The sequence below is a fragment of the Desulfurobacterium crinifex genome, from assembly GCF_054656775.1.
This window is the reverse complement of sequence record NZ_BAAHXO010000004.1, coordinates 1-25,997: the sequence shown is the minus strand read 5'-3', so window position 1 is coordinate 25,997 and position 25,997 is coordinate 1. Positions and strand designations below refer to the sequence as shown.

28 protein-coding genes and 1 pseudogene are annotated in these 25,997 nt (G+C 40.3%); 11 read left to right on the top strand and 18 right to left on the bottom strand.

Translation table 11 applies throughout. The annotated features are described in order from the left end of the window. The first annotated feature begins 7 nt into the window (after positions 1-7). Positions 8-1,111: a tRNA guanosine(34) transglycosylase Tgt gene (tgt, locus tag ACYQ3A_RS01815; RefSeq protein WP_459895128.1), complete on the top strand. Its 1,104-nt coding sequence runs from the start codon at positions 8-10 to the stop codon at positions 1,109-1,111. 6 nt (positions 1,112-1,117) lie between these two features. Here tgt and ACYQ3A_RS01810 read toward each other — a convergent pair whose 3' ends face one another. Further along, positions 1,118-2,065, bottom strand: coding sequence for an RluA family pseudouridine synthase (locus ACYQ3A_RS01810; protein WP_459895125.1), 948 nt, complete (start codon positions 2,063-2,065; stop codon positions 1,118-1,120). A gap of 83 nt (positions 2,066-2,148) precedes the next feature. On the opposite strand from ACYQ3A_RS01810, the gene ACYQ3A_RS01805 reads away from it, so the two are divergent. Continuing rightward, positions 2,149-2,325, top strand: coding sequence for a DNA gyrase inhibitor YacG (locus ACYQ3A_RS01805; protein ID WP_459895122.1), 177 nt, complete (start codon positions 2,149-2,151; stop codon positions 2,323-2,325). After that, positions 2,297-4,855 carry a DNA mismatch repair protein MutS gene (gene mutS / locus ACYQ3A_RS01800; protein ID WP_459895119.1) on the top strand — a complete coding sequence of 853 codons (2,559 nt, stop codon included), beginning with the start codon at positions 2,297-2,299 and terminating at the stop codon, positions 4,853-4,855. The genes ACYQ3A_RS01805 and mutS overlap by 29 nt, the downstream gene beginning before the upstream one ends. A gap of 524 nt (positions 4,856-5,379) precedes the next feature. Here the strand turns inward: mutS and ACYQ3A_RS01795 are convergent. Further along, entirely contained in the window at positions 5,380-6,126 is a 747-nt protein-coding gene (locus tag ACYQ3A_RS01795) for a tRNA1(Val) (adenine(37)-N6)-methyltransferase (RefSeq protein ID WP_459895117.1), read from the bottom strand. 13 nt (positions 6,127-6,139) lie between these two features. Then, positions 6,140-6,451: a hypothetical protein gene (locus ACYQ3A_RS01790; protein WP_459895115.1), complete on the bottom strand. Its 312-nt coding sequence runs from the start codon at positions 6,449-6,451 to the stop codon at positions 6,140-6,142. Positions 6,452-6,578: 127 nt separating this feature from the next. Here ACYQ3A_RS01790 and obgE point away from each other — a divergent pair, with 127 nt between their 5' ends. From obgE to ACYQ3A_RS01775, 3 genes are read left to right on the top strand one after another with little or no spacing between them, the layout of a single operon-like run. Further along, the gene (gene obgE, locus ACYQ3A_RS01785; RefSeq protein WP_459895112.1) at positions 6,579-7,595 is read left to right on the top strand and encodes a GTPase ObgE; all 1,017 of its coding nucleotides are present in this window, start codon (positions 6,579-6,581) and stop codon (positions 7,593-7,595) included. Continuing rightward, positions 7,585-8,649, top strand: a complete 1,065-nt coding sequence (gene proB, locus ACYQ3A_RS01780) for a glutamate 5-kinase (protein ID WP_459895109.1) — start codon at positions 7,585-7,587, stop codon at positions 8,647-8,649. Before obgE ends, proB begins: the two co-directional genes overlap by 11 nt. Beyond that, positions 8,650-8,988, top strand: coding sequence for a nicotinate phosphoribosyltransferase (locus tag ACYQ3A_RS01775; protein ID WP_459895107.1), 339 nt, complete (start codon positions 8,650-8,652; stop codon positions 8,986-8,988). It begins immediately after the preceding gene. Here the strand turns inward: ACYQ3A_RS01775 and ACYQ3A_RS01770 are convergent. The 3 genes from ACYQ3A_RS01770 to ACYQ3A_RS01760 are packed head-to-tail and all read right to left on the bottom strand — an operon-like array spanning position 8,966 to position 10,919. Beyond that, positions 8,966-9,910 (bottom strand): hypothetical protein, encoded by a 945-nt coding sequence (locus ACYQ3A_RS01770; RefSeq protein WP_459895104.1) that lies wholly within the window; start codon positions 9,908-9,910, stop codon positions 8,966-8,968. The genes ACYQ3A_RS01775 and ACYQ3A_RS01770 overlap by 23 nt on opposite strands. After that, positions 9,910-10,296 carry a hotdog domain-containing protein gene (locus tag ACYQ3A_RS01765; RefSeq protein ID WP_459895102.1) on the bottom strand — a complete coding sequence of 129 codons (387 nt, stop codon included), beginning with the start codon at positions 10,294-10,296 and terminating at the stop codon, positions 9,910-9,912. The genes ACYQ3A_RS01770 and ACYQ3A_RS01765 overlap by 1 nt, the downstream gene beginning before the upstream one ends. Before the next feature lie 8 nt (positions 10,297-10,304). Beyond that, on the bottom strand, positions 10,305-10,919 hold the full coding sequence (locus ACYQ3A_RS01760) for a hypothetical protein (protein ID WP_459895099.1): 615 nt from the start codon (positions 10,917-10,919) through the stop codon (positions 10,305-10,307). A gap of 97 nt (positions 10,920-11,016) precedes the next feature. Between ACYQ3A_RS01760 and prfA the strand changes: the two genes are divergently transcribed. The 4 genes from prfA (at position 11,017) to ACYQ3A_RS01740 (ending at position 15,417) form a co-directional block, all read left to right on the top strand. Next, on the top strand, positions 11,017-12,102 hold the full coding sequence (prfA, locus tag ACYQ3A_RS01755; RefSeq protein ID WP_459895096.1) for a peptide chain release factor 1: 1,086 nt from the start codon (positions 11,017-11,019) through the stop codon (positions 12,100-12,102). Positions 12,103-12,349: 247 nt separating this feature from the next. After that, positions 12,350-13,483 (top strand): radical SAM protein, encoded by a 1,134-nt coding sequence (locus ACYQ3A_RS01750; protein ID WP_459895094.1) that lies wholly within the window; start codon positions 12,350-12,352, stop codon positions 13,481-13,483. 1 nt (position 13,484) lies between these two features. Next, positions 13,485-14,525, top strand: a complete 1,041-nt coding sequence (gene hemE, locus ACYQ3A_RS01745; protein ID WP_459895091.1) for a uroporphyrinogen decarboxylase — start codon at positions 13,485-13,487, stop codon at positions 14,523-14,525. Between the two features lie 4 nt (positions 14,526-14,529). After that, the gene (locus ACYQ3A_RS01740) at positions 14,530-15,417 is read left to right on the top strand and encodes a hypothetical protein (protein WP_459895089.1); all 888 of its coding nucleotides are present in this window, start codon (positions 14,530-14,532) and stop codon (positions 15,415-15,417) included. Here ACYQ3A_RS01740 and ACYQ3A_RS01735 read toward each other — a convergent pair. The 10 genes and pseudogenes from ACYQ3A_RS01735 to ACYQ3A_RS01690 form a co-directional block, all read right to left on the bottom strand. Further along, on the bottom strand, positions 15,414-15,749 hold the full coding sequence (locus ACYQ3A_RS01735) for a 4Fe-4S dicluster domain-containing protein (RefSeq protein WP_459895086.1): 336 nt from the start codon (positions 15,747-15,749) through the stop codon (positions 15,414-15,416). The two genes, ACYQ3A_RS01740 and ACYQ3A_RS01735, sit on opposite strands and share 4 nt — an antisense overlap. 21 nt (positions 15,750-15,770) lie before the next feature. Beyond that, on the bottom strand, positions 15,771-16,031 hold the full coding sequence (locus ACYQ3A_RS01730) for a 4Fe-4S binding protein (protein WP_459895083.1): 261 nt from the start codon (positions 16,029-16,031) through the stop codon (positions 15,771-15,773). A 113-nt stretch (positions 16,032-16,144) separates the two neighbouring features. Then, positions 16,145-17,515, bottom strand: coding sequence for a sigma-54-dependent transcriptional regulator (locus tag ACYQ3A_RS01725; protein ID WP_459895080.1), 1,371 nt, complete (start codon positions 17,513-17,515; stop codon positions 16,145-16,147). Then, positions 17,493-18,494: a two-component system sensor histidine kinase NtrB gene (locus tag ACYQ3A_RS01720; RefSeq protein ID WP_459895077.1), complete on the bottom strand. Its 1,002-nt coding sequence runs from the start codon at positions 18,492-18,494 to the stop codon at positions 17,493-17,495. Before ACYQ3A_RS01720 ends, ACYQ3A_RS01725 begins: the two co-directional genes overlap by 23 nt. 114 nt (positions 18,495-18,608) lie before the next feature. Further along, positions 18,609-19,508, bottom strand: a pseudogene (locus tag ACYQ3A_RS01715) (transposase). Between the two features lie 45 nt (positions 19,509-19,553). After that, positions 19,554-19,688 carry a hypothetical protein gene (locus ACYQ3A_RS01710; protein ID WP_459895074.1) on the bottom strand — a complete coding sequence of 45 codons (135 nt, stop codon included), beginning with the start codon at positions 19,686-19,688 and terminating at the stop codon, positions 19,554-19,556. Between the two features lie 110 nt (positions 19,689-19,798). Further along, on the bottom strand, positions 19,799-21,055 hold the full coding sequence (locus ACYQ3A_RS01705; protein ID WP_459895072.1) for a serine hydroxymethyltransferase: 1,257 nt from the start codon (positions 21,053-21,055) through the stop codon (positions 19,799-19,801). After that, positions 21,052-21,510, bottom strand: a complete 459-nt coding sequence (rpiB, locus tag ACYQ3A_RS01700; RefSeq protein ID WP_459895069.1) for a ribose 5-phosphate isomerase B — start codon at positions 21,508-21,510, stop codon at positions 21,052-21,054. The genes ACYQ3A_RS01705 and rpiB overlap by 4 nt, the downstream gene beginning before the upstream one ends. Before the next feature lie 39 nt (positions 21,511-21,549). After that, the gene (locus ACYQ3A_RS01695; protein ID WP_459895067.1) at positions 21,550-22,923 is read right to left on the bottom strand and encodes an MBL fold metallo-hydrolase; all 1,374 of its coding nucleotides are present in this window, start codon (positions 22,921-22,923) and stop codon (positions 21,550-21,552) included. Next, complete coding sequence (locus ACYQ3A_RS01690; RefSeq protein ID WP_459895064.1) at positions 22,920-23,342, bottom strand: thioredoxin family protein; 423 nt, start codon at positions 23,340-23,342, stop codon at positions 22,920-22,922. The genes ACYQ3A_RS01695 and ACYQ3A_RS01690 overlap by 4 nt, the downstream gene beginning before the upstream one ends. 91 nt (positions 23,343-23,433) lie before the next feature. On the opposite strand from ACYQ3A_RS01690, the gene ACYQ3A_RS01685 reads away from it, so the two are divergent. Further along, entirely contained in the window at positions 23,434-24,483 is a 1,050-nt protein-coding gene (locus ACYQ3A_RS01685; protein ID WP_459895062.1) for an SLC13 family permease, read from the top strand. Here the strand turns inward: ACYQ3A_RS01685 and ACYQ3A_RS01680 are convergent. Together ACYQ3A_RS01680 and ACYQ3A_RS01675 are read right to left on the bottom strand one after the other, a co-directional pair. Beyond that, the gene (locus tag ACYQ3A_RS01680; protein ID WP_459895060.1) at positions 24,476-25,804 is read right to left on the bottom strand and encodes a DASS family sodium-coupled anion symporter; all 1,329 of its coding nucleotides are present in this window, start codon (positions 25,802-25,804) and stop codon (positions 24,476-24,478) included. The two genes, ACYQ3A_RS01685 and ACYQ3A_RS01680, sit on opposite strands and share 8 nt — an antisense overlap. A 10-nt stretch (positions 25,805-25,814) precedes the next feature. Continuing rightward, positions 25,815-25,997, bottom strand: a 183-nt coding sequence (locus ACYQ3A_RS01675) for a pyruvate kinase alpha/beta domain-containing protein (protein WP_459895057.1), incomplete at its 5' end; no start/stop codon positions are given.

The window sequence follows — 25,997 nt, the reverse complement described above, 5'->3', positions numbered from 1 at the left end:
AGAGAGAATGGAGTTTCAAGTTCTGGCTACAGACGGTAGAGCAAGATATGGAAAACTCAAGGGAACACATGGAGAAACCGAAACTCCCTGTTTTATGCCAGTTGGCACACTGGGAGCGGTTAAAGGTGTTACATGGAACAGAATATCTGAAATGGGATACTCTCTTGTTTTATCCAACGTTTATCACCTTTACCTGAGACCTGGAATAGATCTTGTTGAGAAGGCTGGAGGACTTCACAGGTTCGTAAATTGGAATGGTCTAATACTAACAGATAGCGGCGGCTTCCAGGTTTTTAGCTTAGGAAAGCTGATGAAAATTACAGAGGATGGTATTTACTTCAAATCTCACATCGACGGCTCTGAACACTTCTTCTCTCCTGAACTGGTTGTTCAGTTTGAAGAGAGGATGGGAGTCGATATCGGTATGGTTCTTGATGAATGCACACCTTATCCTGCAACTTACGAATATGCAAAACACTCGATGGAAAGAACTGTAAGGTGGGCATTACGAAGTGTCAGGGCAAGGACAACAGATAAAACTGCCATTTTTGGAATTGTTCAGGGTGGCGTCTATGATGATTTGAGGATAAAGTGTGTAGAACTCCTGAAAGATCTTCCATTTGAAGGCTTTGCAATAGGTGGATTAAGTGTTGGAGAACCAAAGGAGGAAATGTACAGAATTACAGAACTTGTAGCTCCTCTCCTTCCAGAGGAAAAACCAAGATATCTGATGGGTGTTGGAAAACCAGAAGACATCATAAAGGCTGTTGAAGCCGGTGTTGACATGTTCGACTGCGTAATCCCAACAAGAAACGCAAGAAACGGAACTCTCTTCACTTCAAGAGGAAAGATAAACATTAAGAGTGCAAAGTACAAAAATGATTTTTCTCCACTCGATCCAGAGTGCGACTGTTACACTTGCAGAAACTTTACAAAAGCCTATCTGAGACACCTTTACATCTCAAAGGAAATAAACTCTGCCATTTTAAATACAATTCACAATCTCCACTTCTACAACAACCTAATGAAGAGAATAAGGGAAGCAATAAAAAACGGTAAATTCCAAGAATTTAAAAAAGAATTTTTCTCTAAGTACTCCATAGGAGGATAAAGGTTTTTATCCTCCACCTTTTAAATAATCCAGAACTTTCTTCATACCTTCAGGTAGTGGAATCTCAAACTCCATCCACTCTCCAGTTGTAGGATGCTTAAAACCAAGGTAGTATGCACAGAGGGCATGCATCCCCATTTCTTCAATAAGTTCTCTCAAGGTTTCATCTTTTATACGAGAAGGTTTATAACCATAGGTTCTATCACCGAGCAATGGATGACCTATATGGGACATGTGAACTCTGATCTGATGGGTTCTGCCAGTTTCAAGTTTACACTTGATATCTGAAACGTTGTGTTCAGGAAATTTCTCTAAAACCCAGTAGTTGGTTATTGCCTCCTTTGGAGATGTTGTGTTTGGTGAAAATTTCTTCCTGTCAAACTTGTCCCTTCCTATCGGAACAACTATTCGATCATGGTCTCTCTCTGGAATACCAAGAATTAAAGCCCTGTAAAACCTTCCAACGGTTCTATTTTTAAACTGTTCAATCAATGATTGCTGCGCCACATCGTTTTTTGCAACAACTAAAAGACCTGCTGTGTCTTTATCAAGTCTATGGACAATTCCTGGTCTCAGCGTTCCGTTAATTCCTTGAAAATCTTTAACGTGATAGAGAAGAGCATTTACAAGAGTTCCTGAGTAGTGGCCGGGAGCCGGATGAACCACAAGCCCTGCAGGTTTATTTATAACTATTACGTCCTTATCTTCATAAACTACATCAAGAGGAATATCTTCAGGTTGCAAGTCTAAAGGAACAGGTTCCGGGATTTCAAAGGAGACAGTTTCTCCTTCTTTAACTTTGTAAGAAGGTTTCTTAACGATTTTCCCATCAATACTGACTTCACCGTCTTCTATGAGGTTCTTTGCTTGAGAACGTGAAATATCGGCAACAGAAGCTATAAACTGGTCAAGCCTCGTTCCTTTCTTTTCACTATCAACTACAATTTCCGGCATAACTTCTCCTTCAGAGGTTTTGAAGTCTTTAATTTAGGCTTTTAGAAGCTATATTTAGTCTAAATCAATTAGAGGAGTACTCCTTGAAAAAGGTTAAATGTCCAAACTGCGGAAAAGAAACTACCTGGGAAAACAACCCATTTAGACCTTTCTGTAGCGAAAAGTGTAAGCTGGCAGACCTCTCAAAGTGGCTTAACGAAGAATATGCTCTTGTTTCGGAGGAGCCTGTAGTTGAAGAAGAAACTGACTCCCGCCCTTAAACAATATCTGGAACTAAAAGAAAAGTACAAAGATGCCATCCTTATGTTCAGAATGGGCGATTTCTACGAGATGTTTTTTGAAGATGCAGAGATTGCTGCAAGAGAGCTGGAAATCGCCCTCACATCAAGAGCCTTCGGAAAATCATCAGAAAGAGCTCCCATGTGTGGAGTTCCATACCATGCAGTTGAGAGCTACATAGGAAAGCTGGTCAGAAAAGGCTACAAAGTTGCAATCTGTGAACAGTTAGAAGAACCGAAACCTGGAAAAAAAGTCGTTGATAGAGGCGTTGTAAGGGTTATAACTCCCGGAACCTACTTTGAGGATGAGAGTGAAGACAGATTTCTCCTCTCTGTCTATCCTTTCAGAGAGAAGTTCAGTATTGCCTGGACAGAGCTCTCAACAGGAGACCTCTACTTTACAACGGTGGATTCAGAAGGTTTCAAATCGATACTTTCAAAGTTTAAGCCAAGGGAAATTATCGTCCCTGCGGGCTTTTCAAACTACAACTTGATAAAAGAAGTTATCCTCGAAAGTTTAATCCAGGAAAAGGAAAGAGAATATTTTGAAATAAAAGAGGTAACTTCCCCTGAAATAGAGAACGAAACCGAGAAGAAGGCACTTTCAGGGCTTCTTGAGTTCATTGAAGAGACCCAGCTCGAATTCACGCCAAAAATTAAACACCCGAAAAGGTACACCGGCGAAAAGTACATCTACCTTGATCCCCAGACCCAGAAAAACCTTGAACTGGTTGAGCCAATAAATGGAAAACTGGAGAATGCCTCCCTCTTTGGCGTTCTGAACAAAACAAAAACTGGAATGGGAAGAAGACTTTTAAAGTTCTGGATTCTCCATCCATTGAAAGAGAAAAGAGAAATTGAACAGAGACTTGATGCTGTAGAAGAGCTGAAAAACAGTTTCCTTGTGGCAGATGAGATTTCTGAACTTCTTTCTAAGGTTTACGACATAGAAAGGCTCCTCTCCAAGATAACTTCTGGAATCGCCAGCCCGAAAGATCTGGCATCTCTAAGGAACTCGCTGAAAGTATTACCTGACCTGAAAAAACTATTATCAGACTTTAAATCCCAACTTCTTTCACGGATTTACAAAAACTTTGATGACCTATACGACATCTACTGCGAGCTTGAAAGGGTTCTCGTTGAAAATCCACCATACACATCCCGAGAGGGAGGATTAATCAAAGAAGGAGTAAACCAAGAGCTTGATGAACTGAGGAAGATAAAGAGTGAAGCTGAAAAAATTCTTAAAGAGATTGAAGAGAGAGAGCGGAAGAGAACAGGCATTACAAGTCTAAAAGTGGGATTCAACAACGTCTTCGGTTATTACATAGAAGTATCAAAACCCAACCTCCACCTTGTTCCGGAAGACTACATCAGGAGACAGACCCTTGTAAATGCAGAAAGGTTTATAACTCCGGAGCTCAAAGAGTTCGAAGAAAAGATCCTCTCAGCACAGGAAAGGATAGAGAAAATAGAATACCAGCTGTTTGTTGAACTTCGGAAATTCGTTTCTAGGAATGCAGAGAGAATCTCAGAAACCGCGGAAAAGATCGCCACAATTGACGTTCTTCTCTCTTTCTCGAAAGTAGCAAACGAAAGAGGATATACAAAGCCAAAGATAACGAACAACTATTCTATAAGAATCAAAAATGGAAAACATCCGGTTCTGGAAAAGTTCTTAGAAGAAGATTTCATTCCAAACGACACAGAATTAACAGAAGAGAACTTCATCCTCATAGTCACAGGACCAAACATGGGCGGAAAGTCCGTATTCTTGCGTCAGACTGCACTGATAACTGTTATGGCTCAGATAGGTTCTTTTGTTCCAGCAGAAGAAGCGGAAATCGGGATAGTTGACAGAATCTTCTCTAGAGTCGGTGCAGCCGATAATCTGAGCAAGGGACTCTCCACCTTTATGATGGAGATGGTAGAAACTGCCAACATCCTTCACAATGCAGGCAGAAAAAGCCTTGTTATCCTTGACGAAATAGGCAGAGGAACAAGCACCTACGATGGAATGAGCATAGCGAAAGCTGTTGTTGAGTACATCTCAAGGAGAATCGGTGCTAAAACCCTCTTTGCAACTCACTACCACGAGTTAACAGAGCTGGAAGGAAAGGTCAAAGGAGTGAAGAACTTACACGTTACAGTTGAAGAAATTGATGGAAAAATCATCTTTACGCATAAAGTCTATCCTGGAGCCTCTGAAAAATCCTACGGAATCCATGTTGCAGAACTTGCAGGTATCCCGAAAGATGTCATAAACAGGGCAAAAGAGATTCTTCACCAGCTTGAAGGAAGGAATGAAACGAAAAAAATAGAAAAACCGGTCGAAGAGCTCCCTCTCCTCAAGCTTGCAGAGAAAAAAGAAATCACCTGGAATTCAGAACTTGAAGAAAAACTGATAGAAGAACTTGAATCAATAGAAATCTCAACAACCACACCCTTAGAAGCTCTTATGATCTTATCCAGGCTAAAAGAACTCGCAAAGACGATAAAAAGAAGAAACTAATTTCACTTTGTGTAATGATATAATCAATACATAATTGCTCTTTGAAAAGTGAATACAGTTTCCGAATGTTTTGTGTAAGAAGTTATATTAGTTTATTTTGAATAACCGATGAACAGCGTATTGTGTTTCAAAGGTTTAAAGCCTGTATTGACGAAACAAACTTGTTTCAAGGTTTATTAGATTTATACACAAAACTCAACTTTCAGAGCGATTGAAACACAATACTTCATTTTTGCACCTGTTGAAATGCCCTAAAAAGTGAAAGGGATTGCGACCCGCCCCACATAACTGGAAATTCAATTGCTATCCCGGTTCTAGTTGAAATGCCCTAAAAAAATGATAGGGATTGCAACACAAAAATAGGATTCTTTTTTATAACCTTGTTGACCGCGTTGAAATACCCTGAAAAGTGAGAGGGATTCTCTTCCTTTTTCAGGGGGGAGTCTGAGGGGGGAAGTCTGTTCCCCCCTCACGGTTGTCTGCCCTAAAAAGTGAAAGAGATGAGCTGAAGGGATGGAAGGTTTTCAATCCAGAAAAGAACTATACTTTTTATCCACTTCTTCGGTATAAATCCTCTTTTTTGCGTCTTTGTAAACAACAAGAGGGGATTCCACAACAATTCCCTTTCCACTATTCTTCCTTCCCTCTAAAAGAAAAAGGTTCGCCTCTTTGCCAGGTTCAGGATGGATAAATCTCAATCTCTTTGGTTCAAGTTTTTTCTCCCTCATCAGAGAGATTGCATCAACAAATCTCTGAACAGGAAGAATTATGTAGAACCTGCCTTTATTTTTCAGTAGATAAGATGCTGCCTCAATGAAATCCTCTAACTTAGCAGTTATTTCCTGTCTTGCTATTGCTCTATGGTCCTTCTCGGCAATATCTCCTCTTCCTACCTCAATAAAGGGAGGATTTGTTATAACAACGTCAAACTCTCCCGATTTGAAAACCTTTTTTACTTCTTTTACATTTAGGTGCAGAGCAGAAAACCTTTCAGAAACTCCATTAATTTCGGCGTTTTTCTCTGAAATCTCTATGTTCTCTTCAAGTACATCTATAGCGTAAGCTTTGATCCTCGAATACTTCTTCAGGAGAAGAATAGGAATTACACCACACCCTGTTCCTAAGTCTATTATTCTTTCGCTGCCCTTCAGTTTAACAAAATCCGCAAGCAAAAACGTATCCGTTCCAAAACGAAAACCGTCTTTTCGTTGAATAAAGCAAGTTTGTTCGTTTAAGAAAGTTGAAACGTCATAAAGCTCCTTATCAATCACCTTCTTTTCTTCCTCAGCCACACAGCTTATTCTTTAAAGAAAGAATGTATCTCTTAATCTGCTCTATCCATCTCAGAAAATCATCGGTATCGTCAAAGTAATAGTTTGCAACGTCTCCAACAACATGCTCAAAGTCGGCTGGTCTATTCTTCAGGAAGTCTTCTATCTCTAAAAGAAGTGCCTTTGCGTTTTCGCAATCAGTGATCTCCTCTCTCACCACATCCCATTCAGATCTTCCTTCCTCCACACCATAAGCCAAGGAAGAAAGTAGAGAATAGAAAGAAGGATATCTCTCCTCAAAGAGCTTTTCCTTCTCGAAATCCACCATTTCCTCCCCTATTAAATAGTAGCTAACTAAAATTTTATTTCACTTTCCATCCTTTAGACCTGTTGATTTCATAGTGGTAAATCTCTAACTTTCCATAATGTCCTAAACATTTCAGGAGGAAATTATGGCACAGTTTATAGATAGAGCAAAGATATTTGTTCAGGGTGGACACGGTGGGAATGGCTGTGTTGCATTTAGAAGAGAAAAGTTTGTTCCCAAAGGGGGTCCTTCCGGCGGAAACGGTGGAAAAGGAGGAGATGTTATTTTAGAAGCAGACAGGAATGTTCACACACTTCTTGACTTCAAATACAAGCGTCACTACAAAGCCGAAAGAGGAAGACACGGAGAGGGGAACAAGCGAACAGGAAGAAGCGGGGATGATTTGATAATAAAAGTTCCTGTTGGAACAGTTATCAGGGATGTTGAGACAGGAGAGGTTCTTGGTGATCTGACTGAGCATGGACAAAGGCTTGTAGTTGCAAAAGGTGGAAGAGGTGGAAGAGGAAATGCAGAATTTGCAACTCCAACAAGAAGAGCTCCCGACTTTGCAGAGCCCGGCGAACCTGGAGAAGAGAGGTGGATTGAGCTTGAACTAAAACTCCTTGCAGATGTTGGACTTGTTGGATTTCCAAATGCAGGAAAATCAACATTCCTTTCAAGAGTTACGGCGGCAAGACCGGAAATTGCAGACTACCCATTTACAACTCTCAGACCAATCCTCGGCGTTGCTAAGGTTGGAGATTTCTCTTTTGTTATTGCAGACATTCCAGGACTGATAGAGGGAGCTCACGCAGGAAAGGGTCTGGGGCATGAGTTTTTGAGACACGTTGAAAGAACAAAGCTTCTCCTCCATCTTATAGACCTTACAGATCTAACAAGAGATCCAAAAGAAGCCTTTGAGAAGATTAATAAGGAACTGGAGCTCTACTCTCCTGAACTTGCAAAGAAGCCCCAGATAGTTGTAGGAACGAAAATCGACGCCCTTGTAGATAGGAGTAAAATAGAAGAGCTGAAGAAGTACTTTGAGGAGAAAGGTTATCCTTTCTTTGCAGTTTCAGCAGTAACCGGTGAAGGAATGGATGAACTCATGTGGTTTGTTGCAAAAAAGCTAAAGGAACTGGAAGTTGAAGATGTTGAGTAGTGTTAAAAGAATTGTAGTAAAGGTCGGTTCACAACTCCTTTCAGGAAAAGAAGGGATAGACAGGAATTTCATTAAAGAGCTTGCCAGACAAATTTCAACCCTCACTAAAAGCGGAAAAGAAGTTGTCCTGGTAAGCTCCGGTGCTGTCCTTGCAGGAATAAAGGCATTGAAACTTAACAGAAAGCCCTTTTCTCTTCAGGAAAAACAGGCTCTCTCAGCCATTGGACAACCCTACTTGATGGCTGAATACAGGGAAGCTTTCAAAGATCATGGAATTGAAATTGCCCAAGTGCTCCTAACAGCAGAAGATCTGAGGTCAAAAGAGCGATTTATAAACGCTAAAAACACGTTAAATGCCCTTATGAAATTTGGAGCTCTTCCGATAGTCAACGAAAATGACACCGTTTCTGTAGAGGAGATAAAGATCGGAGACAACGACAATCTCTCTGCTCACGTTTCTGTTGTTTTCGACGCAGATCTTCTAATAATGCTCACTGTAACAAACGGTCTTTACGACAAAGATCCAAATAAATATCCCGATGCAAAACTGATTCCTGTTGTTGAAAATCTGGAAGAGCTTAAAAAAATCTGTGATTTCACGGGAAAGACCAGTTTTGGTACAGGTGGAATGTGGACAAAGGTTGAAGCAGCAGCCAAGGCTTCTAAAAAAGGAATTCCAGTCATAATAGCCGGCGGTAAGGAGAAAGACGCCATCTTGAGGATTCTCAAAGGAGAAAAAATCGGAACCTTCTTCATGCCTGCAAAGAAGTTAAGGGCAAAGAGCTACAGAATCCTATACCTGATGAAACCAACAGGTAAACTCTACATAGACGAAGGAGCTGTTAAGGCAATAGTTGAAAACGGTAAAAGCCTCCTTCCAAGGGGAGTAAAAAGAGTGGAAGGAAATTTCAGAAAAGGAGATGCTGTAGAAATCTTTGACACCTACGGTAATCTCATTGGAAAAGGAATAGTAAGGTGCAGTTCAGATGAGATTGGTTCTTTTAGAAAAACATGTGTTCACAGGGATGATCTGGTGATTTTGAAGGAGGGATAGATGAAAGCAGGTGAATATGTGAAATCAGGATTGAAAAACTTTGTGGAAGAAATACCGCCAACGTATGAAAACCTTGGTAGCGCGAAGGAAGGATGCCACAGAGTAGAATTCTACGGAAGGGTTGAAAATGATATTCTCAAAGACGTTAAGTACAACTCTTCAAAGAGGTGTAAAAAACTGTTAGCAATCGCAGACCTTGTAGCCGAAAAGCTAAAAGGTCAAAAGGTAGATAACTTAAAATTTAATGACGATGATATTCTGGAGTTTTTTGACGAAGAGAAAGACAAAAAGAAGATGGAAGATAGACTCTCAATAATCAAGAAGGCTCTGAACATTTGATATAGGAGATTATCTCCGCCAAAAAATCAAGGAAGAGAAAGAGTTTTAAGAAGTTTCCCTTTGTTCCAAACCCAACCGCCACACCGTGCTGAATTGCATGGCGGTTTAAAGATCCCTCTCTATAGTCAACAAACCTCACCCAGTCCAGAAATCCGGGGATCTCACCCTTACCGAAAATATTTTCAATTATGAGTTTCATTGCATATTGAATCGTTACAAACTTCCTGTTTCTTTTTCTAATTAAACTTTCAAGATCTGCTTCAATTACGTTACCTTTAACAATCGTATCCCATATAACCCCTTCAGTCTGTGGAAACAGACCGTAAATTCCAAGCTCAATGCAGTTAAGCTGATAAGCTTTGAGGATGTCTCTCAATATTTTTTCCCGTTTTCTGAAAGCTTCCAGTTTAAGCCAGTTTTCAAGTCTTGAGGTTAAGAATTTTTCATCGGATCTTTTTGATATCCAGCTTGAAAACTCCTTAGGTTCTCCGGGAAACTCCTGAACGATGTCAGAAGGAACTATCCAATCAAGCAAAAAGAGTTCCTTTAAGAATCCTCTATTTCCCGCTTCCAGCAAATATCTTACAGAAGCTTTTTTAATGACATCCTCAAACTGCGACCGCCAGTCAGACAGTCTCCTTTCCCACTCCTTTTCAGTTTCAGACAATTTCTTTTTTCTGAAGGCTCTTCTCAGAGCACTGTAGATATTCTTTGCTTCTCCCGGAGAGAAGAATTCATCAAGCTGGTTCTCTTTAACTATTCTGTATATTATCCTTTCCTGCTCTTCCTTTGGTATTTTCTTGATTTCCCTTCTTTTCAGTTTCCTTTCAGATAAAAGCTCGAGAAGTTTAAAGAAAAACTCCCTCGCACTCCCCTCCCTCTCCGCTTCTGATAGTATCTCTTCTGGAACCTTGAAATCCATCACCTGTCCAGAACGTGCTTTGGAAGAACAAAGCAGATAAACTCTCCTTTAAAAACCTCTTCATCTTCTCTTTTTACAACAACATCAACTATTCTCTTCTTTCCTTCTTCTGAAATAACCTTTGCTATGGCCAGAACTCTTTCTCCAACTTTTACAGGCTTTAAGAATCTTACGTTTGCTCCACCGAGCACAACGTTAGGATGATTAACAGCTAACATTGCCGCATAATCTGCCTGCCCAAAGATGAAACCACCGTGGACAAGTCCCTTTTCATCTGCTGCCATTTCCTCTGTTGTCTCAAGCTCCACCTCAGCGTAGTTTTCCCCCAGCTTTACAGGTTTTCCACACAACCTCTGATCGATTTTCTCATGGGTTTTGATTTCCATCACACCTCCTACTTACAGTTTTCCACACAGAACTTCTCAGGGTAAAGTTTACCTCCACACGATACAAAGCAATTATCATAGATCCTCTGACATCCACAATTACTGAGACACTTCAAAGACAATCTGTTAACCAGTCTGTCAAGATCTGGCTTAACTGGTCTTACAGGCTTTCGGGGCTTTTCTCTTTCCATAGCATTTAGTTCTTTTTCTAAATCCCTTTTTCTGCGACAGGCATATTTGTCGTGATCCCTATTACAGACCTTTTTAAAGAAGAGATAATCCCGATAGATTTTCCTATATCTGCCGTTCCATGAAGAGAGTTCTTCACTGTAAACGCGACACTCCTCAGCATAGGCTTTTAGTTCCACGTTGTATGACTTGAGGAGCTCCTGATAGAGCTTTGTTGCGCTATTATAAGCCCCTTTCAGGCACTCATTGTAGAGCTTTCTGCAATTCATCTGGCACTTATTGAATTTCTCTTCACAACTCCTCAAACAATTTTGAGCGTTATGGTTCTCTGGAGGAATGTATCTATACTTGACTACAAACTTCGGACTTCCACAGCCCGCAAAAACAAACAGAAACAGAACAACGATCAAAAACATTTCTCTTTTTCCAGCCATGATCCAATTCTAATACTTACATGTGAAAGTTGTCAAAATCGCCATTTTGACTATCCTTATCACTGAAACCCTAAACTTTATGTACGGAGTAGTTCTTATGGAAAGGGCAATTATCGAAAGACTTGAAAAGATAGCAGAAAAGTTCAAAGAGATAGAAGAGAGCCTGGGAAAACCAGAGATCATTGCTGACCAGAAGAAGTTTCAGGCTCTGGCAAAAGAACATAAAGAGCTCCAGCCAATTTATGAAACATATATGGAGTACAAAAATACAAAGCAGGGAATAGAGGAAGCCATTGAGATAATAGACATGGGTGAAGAACCCGAGCTGGTTGAACTTGCAAAAGAAGAGAAGAAGGAATTAGAAGAGAGGCTGGAGCAGTTAGAAACCGAGCTTAAGAAACTCTTGATTCCAAAAGATCCAAACGATGAGAAAAACGTTATTCTTGAGATAAGGGCTGGAACAGGCGGAGAGGAAGCAGCTCTCTTTGCACAGGATCTCTTCAGGATGTACATAAGGTATGCAGAAAAGAAGGGCTGGAAGGTTGAAATCCTCTCTCTCAACGAGACAGGACTTGGTGGAATCAAGGAAGTTATCGCAACAATCTCTGGAAAAGGTGCCTACAGCAGACTCAAGTATGAAAGCGGTGTCCACAGGGTTCAGAGGATTCCTGTAACAGAGTCCGGTGGAAGGATTCACACATCCGCTGCAACTGTTGCAATTCTGCCAGAAGCTGAAGAGGTTGACATCCAGATCGATGAAAAAGACCTGAAGATAGATACATATCGTGCATCTGGTGCCGGTGGACAGCACGTAAACACAACAGACTCTGCCGTGAGAATTACTCACATTCCTACTGGAATCGTTGTAACCTGCTCCAACGAACGTTCTCAGATCCAGAACCGTATTAAAGCAATGAAGATACTGAGAGCAAGGCTCAAAGAGTTTTACGAGAGACAACAGAAAGAGCAGCTTGACTCGGCAAGGCGTTCACAGGTTGGAAGCGGTGATAGAAGTGAGAAAATCAGAACCTACAACTTTCCCGAAAACAGGGTTACTGATCACAGGATTAAACTCACCCTCTACAACCTTGAAGAATTCCTCGACGGTGAGCTCGACGAGATGATAGACGCTCTGGCAGCAGCAGAGCAGGCTGAAAAGATTGAAGCTCTTGCAAAGGAGTAATTTTCCTCTGGCGTGCTTGTCACGCCTCTTCATTATTTCCTTTCTACCATTACTTTAATCCCAACTTAACATCTATCAATTTCCTCTTTCCCGATACACGCCAAAAACCGAAAATCTTCCTTACATCACTCTGTCAACAAAGCAACTGACACAACTTCTTGAATACACCACACTCCAGAGTTAGATTCCAGACTTAAAATACTATTTTGATAAACTTTCTTTTCCAGAACATTCTAAAGGGGCTACTATGGCAGTAAAAGAGGAATTCCTTCCAAAGTGGATAGCATGGGAAATTACAAGAAGATGTAATCTTAACTGTATTCACTGCCGTTCTGCTTCAACAATGGAGTCAGAACAGGGAGACTTTTCCCTTGAAGACGGAAAGAAGTTGATGGACGACATAGCAAAGATATCGAAACCAACAATTGTCCTGACTGGTGGTGAACCACTGCTCAGAAGCGACATTTGGGACTTAGCAGCTTACGGAACTGAAAAAGGCTTCAGAATGTGTATAGCAACAAATGGAACCCTCGTTGATGATGAAGTTTGCAAGGAAATGAAGAGGGTTGGAATAAGAATGGTTTCCCTTTCTCTTGATGGTTCGACCCCTGAAATCCACGATGATTTCAGGAAGCAGCCTGGAGCTTATGAAGGTGTAATGAAAGCTGCAGAACTTTTTAGGAAACACGATATTCCATTCCTCATCAACTCCTCCTTTACAAAGAGAAACGCCTTTGACATCCCAAACGTCTATAAGAAAGCAAGAGAAATTGGAGCAAAGGCGTGGTACATGTTCTTGGTTCTTCCAGTTGGAAGGGGTGAAGAAGCAAATGCCGAGCTTCTCAACGCTGAGGAATCTGAATACTGGCTCAACTGGCACTACGAACTGGAAAAAGAGCTAATACTCAAGGGAGACAACACAATTCTCGTTCGTCCAACCTGTGCCCCTCACTACTACAGAATTTTCTATCAGAACGCTAAAAGAGACGGTCTTGACCTTAAAAGGCGTAACCTCGTATTTGGAACAGGTGGTGGAAAGGGTTGCGTTGCAGGTCAGTCAATCGCCTATATTGACTGTCACGGATGGCTCAGACCTTGCAGCTACTTTCCAATCTCTGACATAAACGTGTTTGATGTACCTTTTGACCGTGCCTGGTTTGAATCAAAGATCATGCAGGACATGAGGAAGATTGAGGAGTACAAAGGAAGGTGTGGTGTTTGCGAATACGTTAAAATCTGTAATGGCTGTAGAGTAAGGGCTTACTGGGAGCATAACGATTACATGCATGAAGACCCAATCTGTAAGTACATACCTGTGAGAATGAAGGTCGGAGTTAAGCACAAAGGACTTCTTAATAAGACGCCAGAAAAAGGAGCTTAAGATGAAAAACCATCCGATTTTAAAAGCGGCAAGAGGAGAAAAGACCAACTACACTCCTATCTGGATTATGCGACAGGCTGGAAGGTATTCTGAGCGTTACAGAAAGATAAGAGAGCAAGCTGGCAGTTTTATGGATCTATGCAGGAATCCTGAGCTTGCAGCAGAGGTTACTCTTATCCCAATTGAAGAAATTGGCGTTGATGCAGCAATTCTCTTTTCAGATATCTTAGTTCCCGTTGAGAAAATGGGAATAAATGTTAGCTTTGTTGAAGGAAAAGGACCTGTCCTTGAACCAAAGATTGAAAAGCTCGAAGACATTGAAAAGCTGAGAGTTCCAGAGCCTGAAAAAGATCTTCCCTACGTCCTTGAAACAATCCAACTAATAAAGAAAAGACTTACAGATAGACCTCTAATTGGGTTTTCTGGAGCTCCATTCACCTTAGCGAGCTATATGTTAGAGGGTGGGAGCTCTAAAAACTACATAGCTGCAAAGTCAACAATGTGGAACAATCTGGAGCTCTGGGATGCTCTTATGTCAAAGCTTACAGAAACGGTTACAGAATACCTTTCATCCCAGATAAAAGCAGGTGTTGATCTTGTTCAGATCTTTGACTCATGGATGGGAGTTCTTGCAAAAGACGATTATGAAAGATTTGTCTTCCCATACACAGAAAAAATTGTCAATGAGTTAAAGAAAAGGCATCCTGAAACTCCGATAATCCACTTTGGAGTCAATGCAAGCCACCTCCTTGAAGTTAATAACAGGCTGAACGTTGATGTCATTGGTCTTGACTGGAAAACAGAGATTCCCTTTGCCCTTGAAAGAATAGACAAATCAATTCAGGGTAACCTCGATCCTGTAGCTCTCTTTGCTGACGAAAAAACAATAGAAGAAAAGGTAAGAAAGATCCTCACAGAAGGAATTAAAGCAAGAGGGCACATCTTTAATCTTGGGCACGGAATCTTGCCACCAACAGATCCTAAGAAGGCAAAGTTTTTAGTTGATACGGTTCACAGAATAAGCAGGGAGCTGAGAGAATAGAACGATGAAGTTAAGGTGGTTTCTCACACTCATTCTTTTTGTTGCTGCTGTTGTCTCTTCCTATTTTGCACTTGAAAGTTATGCAGAAGCAAAACTGAGAGAGAAACTTGATAGGAAAATAACTTCACTACCCATCAACGTTTCCTATTCAGATCTAAAATACCAGCTTCTGGAAAACAGGATAACGATTGAAAACCTCAAAGCATCCGAACTGGGATACAGCATTTCTACAGAAAAAATTACTGTTGACCTTCCCATTACTGCAAGAAAGAAGGAACTACCAGAAAGCCTTCAGCTCAAAATGGAAGGACTTTCAATACCAACCAATTTACCGTTCATTAAAAACTTCTTTAAGATCATTGGATTAAATGGTGAAAAACTGATATTAAACTTAAATACAGAGTATTCTTTTGACGGCAATGTTCTCTCAACCTACTTAGCTACCTCATCCCCAGCCCTCGGAGATTTGGTGATCTCCTCCTATTTCACAAACATCACAAAGGAAAAACTTCAAATGGCACTTAATGGCATTGCAGATGAAAAAGACACATTGAAAAGAATAGCATTAGCATATCTCAACATCAGATATAGAGACCGCGGACTTCTTCAAAACTTCTTCAATCAAGAAGCAAAACAGGAAGGAATCTCTGTAGAAGAATTGAAAAGGAGGCTCATCCAAACTATTGAAAGAAATGTTCAAAACAACCAGGTGGTCAGAGAGAAAATAGCATATCCACTCATAAGCTTTACAAAAAATCCTTCATGCTTAGAAATAACTCTAAAACCAACCCAACCTATCTCTCTTAGAGAGGTAAAACGCCTTTTGAAGGACAATCCTAATATATCTCAAATTATTAAAACAGCAGGTCTGAGTCTAAAAACATGTGATTAAAACGCTCTGCCCTGCTCTTTTTTTCTCTCTCTGACTCTTCTTATCATCTCTTCCAACGGAATAGGAGTAGCTTTTATACCCTTTGATGGACATATATTGACGCAGTGACCACAACCGTTGCATAATCCTGGAAATGCTGGAATGACATTTCCTTCTTCATCAATATCCCTTGTCTCACACATTTCGAGACATTTCTCACAGTTTTGACAAATGTTCCTGTCTATGGTTTCAAAAAAACTTGGAGTATAGAGATAACCGCCAAAAGTCAGATAGGCATAGTTACCTTTTTCATCAGACAGAAGATCTTTCTCATTAACTTCAATATCCTCCACACTGGAGGAACAACTGATGCCTCATAAAAAAGCATCTTCAGGACAAACGATTTTACACATTCCATCGCCAATGCAGAACTCCACTTTAGTGAGAACAGCAACCAACTTTCCATCTATCTCCTGAAGTTCGATACACCCCTGAGGGCAGACTTTAACACACTTTCCACAGCCTGTACACTTAAAAAAATTTATACCCCCGGGATATTGAGGAACAAAAGGAGAACCATCCTGACACAGGATTATCTGATTTCTCACTCTATCAGAAACTCTCTGTCTCATCATTTGACCTACCTAATATAGAGTAAATTATCAACCTTTATCTATAGAGCATCTGTAATGTTACATTATAGGCATAATCAAATGAAAAGCAATTGAGACAAATCAATTGGAATAGTCTAACTGGAAGTTTCTATATTCAGCTCTCTTATTTTTCTTCTGAGAGTGTTTCTGTGAATTCCGAGGACTTTTGCAGCTTTAACCTGATTGTAATTGCAGTATCTCAAAACCTCCGAAATGAGGATTCTCTCAGCACTCTTTACAACCAGATCATAAAGGTTGTTCTTTTCCTTTTGCTCAACCGTGAAAACCTCAACTACAAAGTTTCTTATCGCTTCTTCAAAGGAAGGTTCTTTAGTAGTAGCAGCAGTTGGCTTTAAATCCTTTACATCTATGACATCAACGGGCGAAAGGAGCATTGCTCTCAAAATCATGTTTTCCAGCTCTCTTACATTCCCAGGAAAATCGTAACCAAGTAACCATTCAACAGCACTTTCTGAAAGTTCTTTCACTGGTAGTTTAAACTCCCTTGAAAACTTCTTGATGAAATAGACAGCTAAGGGAATTATGTCTTCTCTTCTTTCCCTCAGTGGAGGAATCTCTACATTTACAACGTTGAGACGGAAAAACAGATCTTCCCGAAAGTTTCCCTTTTTAACTTCTTGCTCTAAGTTTCTGTTCGTTGCAGCAACAATTCTGACATCCACCTTGATGGTTTTATTGCCTCCAATCCTCCTAATTTCTTTCTCCTGCAAAACTCTCAAAAGCTTCGACTGCAGAGAGAGCTCAAGTTCCCCAATCTCATCCAGAAAAATCGTCCCACCGTTTGCCTGTTCAAAGATCCCTTTCTTGCTGGAAACTGCCCCAGTAAAAGCTCCCTTTTCATATCCAAAAAGCTCTGCTTCAAGGAGATTTGGAGGAAGTGCTGCACAGTTAATTGCTAAGAATGGCTTATTTCTTCTATGAGAGTATCTATGAATCGCTTTTGCAATGAGCTCTTTTCCTGTACCACTCTCTCCCGTTATCAGCACCGTAACATCACTCTTTGCAACTCTCCCTATAAGCTTGAAAACTTCTTGCATTTTTCTGCTTGTTCCAACAATCTCATCTTCCACTGGAAGAATATCCTCTTCTTCTCTCTCATGAGAAATCAAAACTTTGTCAAGGATTGATTTTATTTCTTCAAACGAGAAAGGTTTGGTTATGTATTCAACAGCCCCTTTTTCCATAGCCTTTACTGTGTAATCCATCGTACCGTAAGCAGTTAAAATAACAATTGGTACATTTTTCACTTCATCTAATATCTCAAGCCCCGTTTTTCCCGGCATTTTTATGTCAACAAAGGCAATATCAACTCCCTTCTCTTTTAGAACACCAATAGCCTCTATCCCATCTGAAGCTTCGATAACTTCATGTCCTAAGGAAGAGAGATACTTCCTGAGAACAACCCTTATGCTTTTCTCGTCATCAGCTATCAGAACCTTTGCCATCGCTCCTCTTCATTGGAAGAAGTACTGTTACCTCTGTTCCATATCCCTTCCTGCTTTTTACCTTTAACTCTCCACCGTGTCTCTTCACTATCTCAGCAGCTATGAATGTACCAAGTCCCATTCCTTTCTCTTTCGTTGAGAAAAATGGAAGTAAGAATTTTTTGAGTTCCTCCTCATCCATTCCTGCACCAGAATCTTTTATCCGAAGAAATATAAAGCCAGAAGGCTGAATAGCATACCCAGTCTCTATCTTGATGACCTTTTCACCGGAATCTGAGAAAGCCTCCATTGCATTTCTAAGAATATTCATAATAGCCTGTGTCATTCTATCTGAATCAAGGGGAATTTCAGGTAAAGAGGGATCAAAGTCATAGACAATCAATATCTCTTTTTCCCTTATTTCTGATTCAAAAAGCTTGACCACACTCTGAAGAATCCTGTGTATATTCGTTTTCTCAAAGTTCAAAAGGGAAAAGTCAAAACTCTTTGTAACGTTGTCCAGCAAACGCTCTATCCTTTCAGTTTCTTCAAGGAGAACCGTAACCAGCTCTTCATCATACTCCTTTAGTTGGGAAAAGAGTTTCGCAGCACCTTTAATTCCGCTAAGAGGATTTCTTATCTCGTGAGAAAGACCTTTGAGTAGCAACAAGATATCCTCATCAAATGGATTATCTTCTGCAGGTTGAACGATAACAATGACACCTTCAACCTTTGAAGCTACATAAAGGGGAGAGAAACTCAAATAATAGTTGTTATCTCTGAAACCAAAAATTTCAAGGAGATCAGTGTAAGATTTCTTTAACTGTTCTTCTATCTCCTCTCTATTTTTGAAGAATTCTGAAAGCTTTTTCCCTTTTAGATATTTAAAAGATTTATTCAGAAGAAATTCAAACTTCTGATTTGTATATGTTATCCTCCCTTCCCCATCGGTGATTGCAACGGGAAGGGGAAGAGAAAAAAGAAGATCCTCTACTTTCACAATTCCTCCCACAGGACGTCACCTTCTTTAGAAGGGCGAGGAATGCGGTTAAAGTCTTGCTTGATATTAAGACAGTCCAGCAATAAATTAACCCTATGAGACGGATAATCAAGGTTAAACTGTATCCAACAAAAGAACAGAAAGGGTAATATACGGTATTTTGTGTAAGTGAGAAAAATGAAGTGAGGGTGTTTGAAAAATCAAGAGTACAAAAACAAAAGCAAGTTGAATAGAGCAAATTTTGCAAGTGCAAACAGTACATTTAGTCCTCTCATAACTACCAAGAGCCTGTTTTACTTCCCCGAACAACCCCTCAATCCTCTCTCTTTGCCTATAAAGTTCATAGCTCATAAGCCAACTTCCTAAATTCACTTCTAATAACTCTTTTATTTTTAATTTAGTCTCAACAACAAGAGAGATAAATTCATCACTGTCATATCCCTTATCAGCCAGAAGAGCTTTACCCTCTTCAATCTGATTGAAGGCTTCTTCAAAACCAATCTAATGAAGAATCCTTTCTCCGTGTTTAACTTCGTTTGAGTATCCTTTTCTTGCTGTTGCGCTGACAACAAGCCTCTCCCCATTTTTGAAATGAACACTGAGGACTACTACTTTTACATGACCTCGAACTTTCTTTATCTTTGTTCCTCTCAACAGTTTTAGAGGATAAAGCCCTTCATATCTGAAACCTGTTCCATCTTTTTTCTTTTTGACTTCTATCTAGAAAAGGTAGTCAATGAAATTTTCAAGGAGTAATGGAGGAAGTTGTTTCAGACGGTAATAATAGGTTGAATAATCAGGAATGTTTCCCTTATTGAAAATGGCTTTTGCAAAGTCTTCAGTTTCTCTGAATGAAAGTTTCCAGGCTTTCTATAGAAAGAGCATTGTAAGGATGATCTAGTCGGAATATTCTTTGGATCTTCCTCTTTTTATTGGTGAACATAAATTTATTAGCGCCTGTTCTCTTTCCTTGAAGTACTCTTTTATATCTTCTTGGGGTTTAGCTTTTTCGATCTCATGAGGAGAGAGGATAGGCCTTTTTATTTCATTTGGCAATTTTCAAACAGCCTCTAGAATTAATAGTGCCTGTCCTCTTTTCTGCATGTAGTCTTTGACCAGTTTTAGGATCCTCTTGAAGTCGAGTTTTTGGCTTTCATAGAAGGAGAGGATAGGCTTTTTCATTGCTTTTGGCAATTTTTAAACACCCTCGGAGACTAACATCAGTCATTGAAGTTTTGATTTCAAATAGGTATAACGGGGCACAAAAGGCAAGGTAGGGTGGGCTTTACCCACCCATTTAAGAATTAAGAATAAAGCTCTGCAATTTCATTGTAAAGTGGATGCTTGCCACAGATTTCGAGAACTTCTGCCTTAACCTTTCCAATTACTGAGTCATCATTGATATTCTTCAGAACTTCAGCTATGAGCTGAGCAATTCTCCTTGCTTCGTCCTCTTTTATTCCCCTTGTTGTTATCGCTGGAGTTCCGATTCTGATACCGCTTGTTACAAATGGACTTCTTGTGTCAAATGGGATTGTGTTCTTGTTCACTGTAATGTTTGCTTTTCCAAGTGCAGCTTCAGCCTCTTTTCCAGTAATTCCCTTGTCTGTGAGGTCAACAAGCATGAGGTGGTTGTCAGTTCCTCCAGACACAAGTCTAAAGCCTTGCCTCTGGAGCTCCTCAGCCATTACTTTGGCGTTCTTCACTATCTGTTCCTGATACTTTCTAAATTCTTCTGTTTGAGCTTCTTTAAATGCTACAGCCTTTGCTGCAATAACGTGCATTAGAGGTCCACCCTGAAGTCCTGGGAATACAGCTTTGTCTATCTCCTTAGCAAACTCAGCTTTACACATTGTTACACCGCCACGAGGACCTCTCAGAGTCTTATGGGTTGTTGTGGTAACAAAATGGCAGGCTTCAACTGGAGATGGATGGAGTCCAGCTACTACAAGCCCTGCAATGTGGGCAATGTCAGCTAAGAGCAGAGCTCCAACTTCGTCTGCTATCTCTCTAAACTTATCAAAGTCAATAACCCTTGGATAAGCAGAAGCACCACAGATTATGAGCTTTGGCTTGTGCTCTTTTGCAAGCTGGTAAACCTGATCAAAGTCTATTGTCTCTGTGTCTTTTCTTACACCATATTGAACGACATTAAAGTACTTACCTGTCATGTTGACAGGAGAACCGTGGGAGAGGTGTCCACCGTGGGAAAGGTTCATTGAGAGAATCGTGTCTCCAGGTTTTAATACTGCAAGGTAAACTGCCTGGTTAGCCTGAGAACCAGAGTGAGGCTGAACGTTTACGTGCTCAGCTCCAAAGAGTTCTTTACACCTCTCAATTGCAAGCCTCTCAACAATGTCAACACACTCACAACCACCGTAGTACCTCTTTCCAGGGTAACCTTCGGCGTACTTGTTTGTGAGAACAGATCCTTGAGCCTCCATCACAGCTTCGCTTGTAAAGTTCTCAGAAGCAATAAGCTCAAGGTGTTCGTTCTGTCTCTTGTACTCACACTTTAGTGCTTCAAAAACTTCTGGGTCAACTCCTCTAAGGTGTTTCATCTATTACCTCCAAATTCGTTTTCTTCAATTTCAGAAATCTTGTTTACCCTTCTTTCGTGTCTTCCACCATCAAAAGGAGTCTCAAGCCATACTTTTACGATAGCCTTTGCCAGTTCCTCTCCCAAAACCCTTCCTCCGAAACACAGAACATTTGCATCGTTGTGTCTCCTGCTCATCTCAGCAGCAAAGATGTTGTAGCAAAGTGCAGCTCTTATACCTTTAACTTTATTTGCTGCAATTGAGATTCCAATTCCTGTTCCACAGATGAAGATTCCTCTATCCGCTTCACCGTTTACTATCCCTTTAGCTGCTTTGTATGCAAAGTCCGGATAATCAACAGATTCCTCTGAATAGGTTCCATAGTCGATATACTCTATACCAAGCTCTTCGAGGTAAGCCTTAATAACTTCCTTTAAACGAAAACCACCGTGGTCACAAGCAAGGGCTACTTTCATCTTCAGCCTCCAGAGTCAGTTTGGAAGCCAAATTATACTTTAATGGAACTCAACAGTCTGGTAGAGCTCTGGAATTATCGGCTCCACTCCAAAATTTTCCTCTACAATTGGCTTGAACTTTTTCATAACTGGAGCTTCGCCGTGAACAAAAACAAGTTTTGAATCGGGTTTTAGCGCCCCTTCAAGCCATTCAACAATTTGCAGTTGATCTGCATGAGATGAAAAGCCATTTATTGTATAAACCTCAGATTTTACTGCTATTAGCTCATTGAAAACCTTTACTTTTTTAGCTCCTTCTATTATCTTCCTTCCTGTCGTCCCTTCGGCCTGAAAGCCAACAAAGATTATTGTGTTCTTTTCATCCCATAGCCTATGTTTCAGGTGGTGTAGAATCCTTCCACCCGTACACATTCCATTTCCAGCAATGATTATTGCCCTTTCTTTTACGTCGTTAATTTTCATCGACTCTCTGACAGTCCTTGTAAACTTCAAATAGGGAAAAGAAAAGAGATCTCTTCTTTTAAACTCTTTCAGTACTTCTTCTTCAAGACATTCTGGATGTCTTCTAAAAGTTTGCGTTATAGAAATTGCTAAAGGAGAATCTAAAAAGACTTTACACTCTGGGAGTTCCCCATCATCATACATCTTTTTAAGGATATAGAGAATGTCCTGAGCTCTCTCGAGGGCAAAGGTTGGAATGAGGACAACCCCTCTTCTTTCAAAGGTTTTTAAAATGGCTTCCTTAAACTCTCTAACAGAATCCTCAAAACTCCTGTGTCTTCTGTTTGCGTAAGTTGTTTCAATAAGGACAATATCCCCTTTTGGTGGTTTCTCAGGATCTCTAATCAACGGTTTGTCGTGGTTTCCAATGTCTCCACTGAAAATCAATCTTTTTCCTTCAATCTCCAGCTCAACAAATTCAGAGCAAAGGATGTGTCCAGCGTCATAGAATTTGAACCTGATTCCGTCAACCTCATACCACTGGTAATATCCAACAGGTCTGAAGTGGTCAAAGGTATCAAAGACGTCATCAAGGGTATAGAGAAGTTCTTTTAACTCCTTCCCTTCCCTCAATCTTTTCCTGTTCTCTGTTCTTAAATGCTCCTCTTGAACCTGAGCAGAATCCATCAGAATGAGCCTTGAAATGTCTATCGTTCCAGAAGTGGCAAATATCTTTCCTCTAAAACCTCTCTTTACGAGATACGGAAGCCTTCCACAATGGTCAAGATGGCCGTGGGAAAGAATTACAAAGTCTATTTCTCGTGGGTCAAAGGTAAATTTTGGATTTAGATCTTCAAGCTCCTCTTTACCCTGAAACATACCGCAATCAAGGAGAAACTTCGTTCTCCCGGTCTCTATCAGATGACAACTTCCAGTAACAACCTGTGCAGCACCGTTAAAGGTTATTCTCACTTCAATTTCTCCCTCAAAGTCCCTTCAGTAACAGGTCCCATCAGGACTTCCTCTATATGGCCATCTTTCGTGATGATAATTGATGGTGTTGCAAGGATTCCAAATTTTCTTGCAAGCTCCGGGGTTTCTGCTATGTTAACTTTGACAAAGGAAACCTTCTTCAACTCTTTTGAGAGCTTCTTTATCACAGGATCAACCATCTTACATGGACGGCAGTTTGGAGCGTGGAAATAAATTACTCCTTTCCCTTTCTTAAGTCTTGAAAACTCTCCCTCCAAAACAGGAAGCTCCTGTCCCTTCATCTTTTTTGACTTAAACTTCCAGTAAATTCTCAAACCAAAAATGAAAACGATGTAAGCAACAAAGAGAACAAAGATAATGTCAAAGAAAATTGCCGCTATCTTGTAGAGTGTTTCCAAGACCTACCTCCCTTTGTAATCAAATTCTCCCTTTCTAAATAGGATTAGGGAGATTCAATTCTATCTCAAGTTTATTATACTTCGCATCGCAATGAAAAAGATTAGAGAGTTCCTAATAAAGGAATGGCTCTTCTCACTATCATTTCTAAGCTTTTTCCTGACGAGTCTCTGCTTTTTCAGAATTCCTCACTACTCAACTGATGATTTTAAGGTTCTATTTACACTATTTGTCTTTCTTATCCTTACCAAAGGACTTGAGAAAAGTAATCTACTGAAATATCTTGCAATAAAAGTTGAAAGAGGCAGGTTTGTTCCTCTAAAGCTTGTTCTCTTTACAGCTTTCATCTCTGCCTTTATTACAAACGATGTTGCACTGATAATCGTCGTCCCTCTTACGCTCTTAATGAAGATACCAAAAGTAGAACTCCTCGTTGTTCTTGAAGCAATGGCTGCAAATGGCGGCTCAGCACTGAGTCCCTTTGGAAATCCACAAAATATCTTTATCTACTACCACTACAACCTTCACTTCAAAGAATTCGTTGAAGCGATATTTCCTCTCGTTCTTGTTTCACTTATCCTACTCATATTCCTGACACCAAAAGGAAAAGAAAAAGTAAAAACTGTGGAAGAAGAGGTTAAGTACTCACGGGAATCTTATTTACTACTGCTTTTCTTCGTAATCTTCATCTTAAGCGTTTTAAATTTCATCCCATTGTGGGCTGGTGCTCCACCCATCATTTATGCACTCTTTTTCAATAGAAAAATCTTGAAGATTGACTACTTTCTCCTTCTCACTTTCTTTTTCTTCTTTGGACTCACCGACAACTTAGTCCATATTCTGAACGTAAAATTTGAGAACCCAACAGAAGTCTTCCTCTACTCAGCTATTGGAAGCCAGATAATGAGCAACGTTCCAGCAACTCTTTTCTTTGCAGACTTCACAAACCAGTGGAAACCTCTCCTCTGGGGAGCAAACGTTGGGGGATTTGGAAATTTGATAGGCTCTCTTGCAAATCTAATTGCCTATAAACTTTACGTTGAAAGGTTTGAAAACAGCAGAAAACTTCTTATCAAGTTTCACGTAATTGGCTATCTTTTCTTCATAGCTGGAATTCTCACTTTTTTTATAGTAATTAGTTGAGAATAAGAACTGCAAGTAGAGAGATAACAACGGCAAAGGCTACATTCAGAATAAACCCTACCCTTATCATATCCCTCTGTCTAACCACTCCAGTTCCATAGACTATCGCATTTGGAGGAGTTGCAACTGGAAGCATAAATGCACAGGAAGCTGCAATTCCGGCAGGTAGAGCAAGCTCCTGAGGTGGTAAATTCATCTGTGAAGCAGCAGTTATGAGAATCGGAACAAAGATTGCAGCCGTTGCAGTGTTGCTCATAAGCTCGGTCAGGAAGATCATAAAAATGGTAACTGAAAGAACAACCAGAATCTGGGGCAGACCACCAACATTCTCTGTCAAAATCCTCGCTATAAACTTGCTCGTTCCTGTGACTTTCAAAACGTGAGATAGTGCAAGACCGCCACCAAATAGATAGAGGGTTCCCCAGTCAGTGCCTTTGTCAATTTCCTCCCAGTTTACAAGTCTGAAAGCAAAGAGAAGAATAACAGCAAAGGCAGCTATAACCGCATCAAAGTACTTGTGAACTCCTATGAAAGCAGCAACCTTCTTGCTGAAGAGCCACAGAGTAACAGTAATAAGGAAAACCAGTAAAACTCCTATTCTTTCCTTTGTCATCTCAAGGGTAAAGTTCTCAATCGTTACTTTCCTTTTCAGATCAGGTCTGAAGTAGAGATAGAGAATGAGAAATAGAAGAGGGAAAAGGATAAAAACTGCTGGTAAGCCCGCCTTTAACCAGTCAGTAAATTCCATTCCAAGATTTGCAGCAGTTATTCCGTTTGGGGGACTTCCAACAAGAGTTCCTATTCCCCCAACGCTTGCAGAGTAAGCAATTCCTAAAAGGAGAAAAGTTTTGAGTCTACTATCTGCAGAAACTGTTACAGCTATTCCAAGAGCAAGTGGAAGCATCATTGCCGTTGTGGATGTATTACTAATCCACATGGAGATGAAAGCAGTTGCAGCAAAGAGAAGAATTGCCGTTCCAAAAAGAGAACCTTTTGAGACTGAAACTATCTTGAAAGCAAGGAATTTATCTAACCCGTACTTCGTAAGAGCCGTTGCAAGTGCAAATCCACCAAAGAAAAGGAAAATAATTGGATGGGCAAAAGAGGAAAAGGCAGCCTTAACGTCTAAAATCCCAAGAAGAACTGCCAGAACAGGAATTGAGAGGGAAGTAATCGCTAAAGGGATCGCCTCGGTTATCCAGAGAACCGCTGCAAATGTTAGGACTGCAAGCCCTTTTCTTATTTCAAGAGGAATTGATGGAATCAGGAGAATCATGGCTAACAGAAAGAGAGCAAAAATCAAAATTGCAGAACGTCTCATTTCAATCCCCCTATCTCACCGTTACAACCCTCAAAAGGTTTGTCGTTCCCGGAATTCCTGTTGGAGCTCCAGCAAGAACTATTATCCTATCTCCTTTCTTTGCAAGTTTTTTCTCTTTTGCCACTTTTAGAGATTCTTCAATAATCCTGTCCGTTGACTGGGCTGGAAGTGTCAGGAATGGCTCAACACCCCA

Excerpts from the sequence above, each read along its gene's own strand:
- rpiB (WP_459895069.1), bottom strand. The coding sequence starts at position 21,510 with ATGAAAGTAGCCCTTGCTTGTGACCACGGTGGTTTTCGTTTAAAGGAA.
- ACYQ3A_RS01810 (WP_459895125.1), bottom strand. The coding sequence starts at position 2,065 with ATGCCGGAAATTGTAGTTGATAGTGAAAAGAAAGGAACGAGGCTTGAC.
- ACYQ3A_RS01765 (WP_459895102.1), bottom strand. The coding sequence starts at position 10,296 with ATGGAAATCAAAACCCATGAGAAAATCGATCAGAGGTTGTGTGGAAAA.
- ACYQ3A_RS01680 (WP_459895060.1), bottom strand. The coding sequence starts at position 25,804 with ATGAGACGTTCTGCAATTTTGATTTTTGCTCTCTTTCTGTTAGCCATG.
- ACYQ3A_RS01685 (WP_459895062.1), top strand. The coding sequence starts at position 23,434 with ATGAAAAAGATTAGAGAGTTCCTAATAAAGGAATGGCTCTTCTCACTA.
- tgt (WP_459895128.1), top strand. The coding sequence starts at position 8 with ATGGAGTTTCAAGTTCTGGCTACAGACGGTAGAGCAAGATATGGAAAA.
- obgE (WP_459895112.1), top strand. The coding sequence starts at position 6,579 with ATGGCACAGTTTATAGATAGAGCAAAGATATTTGTTCAGGGTGGACAC.
- ACYQ3A_RS01775 (WP_459895107.1), top strand. The coding sequence starts at position 8,650 with ATGAAAGCAGGTGAATATGTGAAATCAGGATTGAAAAACTTTGTGGAA.
- hemE (WP_459895091.1), top strand. The coding sequence starts at position 13,485 with ATGAAAAACCATCCGATTTTAAAAGCGGCAAGAGGAGAAAAGACCAAC.
- ACYQ3A_RS01730 (WP_459895083.1), bottom strand. The coding sequence starts at position 16,031 with ATGATGAGACAGAGAGTTTCTGATAGAGTGAGAAATCAGATAATCCTG.
- ACYQ3A_RS01725 (WP_459895080.1), bottom strand. The coding sequence starts at position 17,515 with ATGGCAAAGGTTCTGATAGCTGATGACGAGAAAAGCATAAGGGTTGTT.
- ACYQ3A_RS01770 (WP_459895104.1), bottom strand. The coding sequence starts at position 9,910 with ATGGATTTCAAGGTTCCAGAAGAGATACTATCAGAAGCGGAGAGGGAG.
- ACYQ3A_RS01705 (WP_459895072.1), bottom strand. The coding sequence starts at position 21,055 with ATGAAACACCTTAGAGGAGTTGACCCAGAAGTTTTTGAAGCACTAAAG.
- ACYQ3A_RS01740 (WP_459895089.1), top strand. The coding sequence starts at position 14,530 with ATGAAGTTAAGGTGGTTTCTCACACTCATTCTTTTTGTTGCTGCTGTT.
- ACYQ3A_RS01750 (WP_459895094.1), top strand. The coding sequence starts at position 12,350 with ATGGCAGTAAAAGAGGAATTCCTTCCAAAGTGGATAGCATGGGAAATT.
- prfA (WP_459895096.1), top strand. The coding sequence starts at position 11,017 with ATGGAAAGGGCAATTATCGAAAGACTTGAAAAGATAGCAGAAAAGTTC.
- proB (WP_459895109.1), top strand. The coding sequence starts at position 7,585 with ATGTTGAGTAGTGTTAAAAGAATTGTAGTAAAGGTCGGTTCACAACTC.
- ACYQ3A_RS01760 (WP_459895099.1), bottom strand. The coding sequence starts at position 10,919 with ATGGCTGGAAAAAGAGAAATGTTTTTGATCGTTGTTCTGTTTCTGTTT.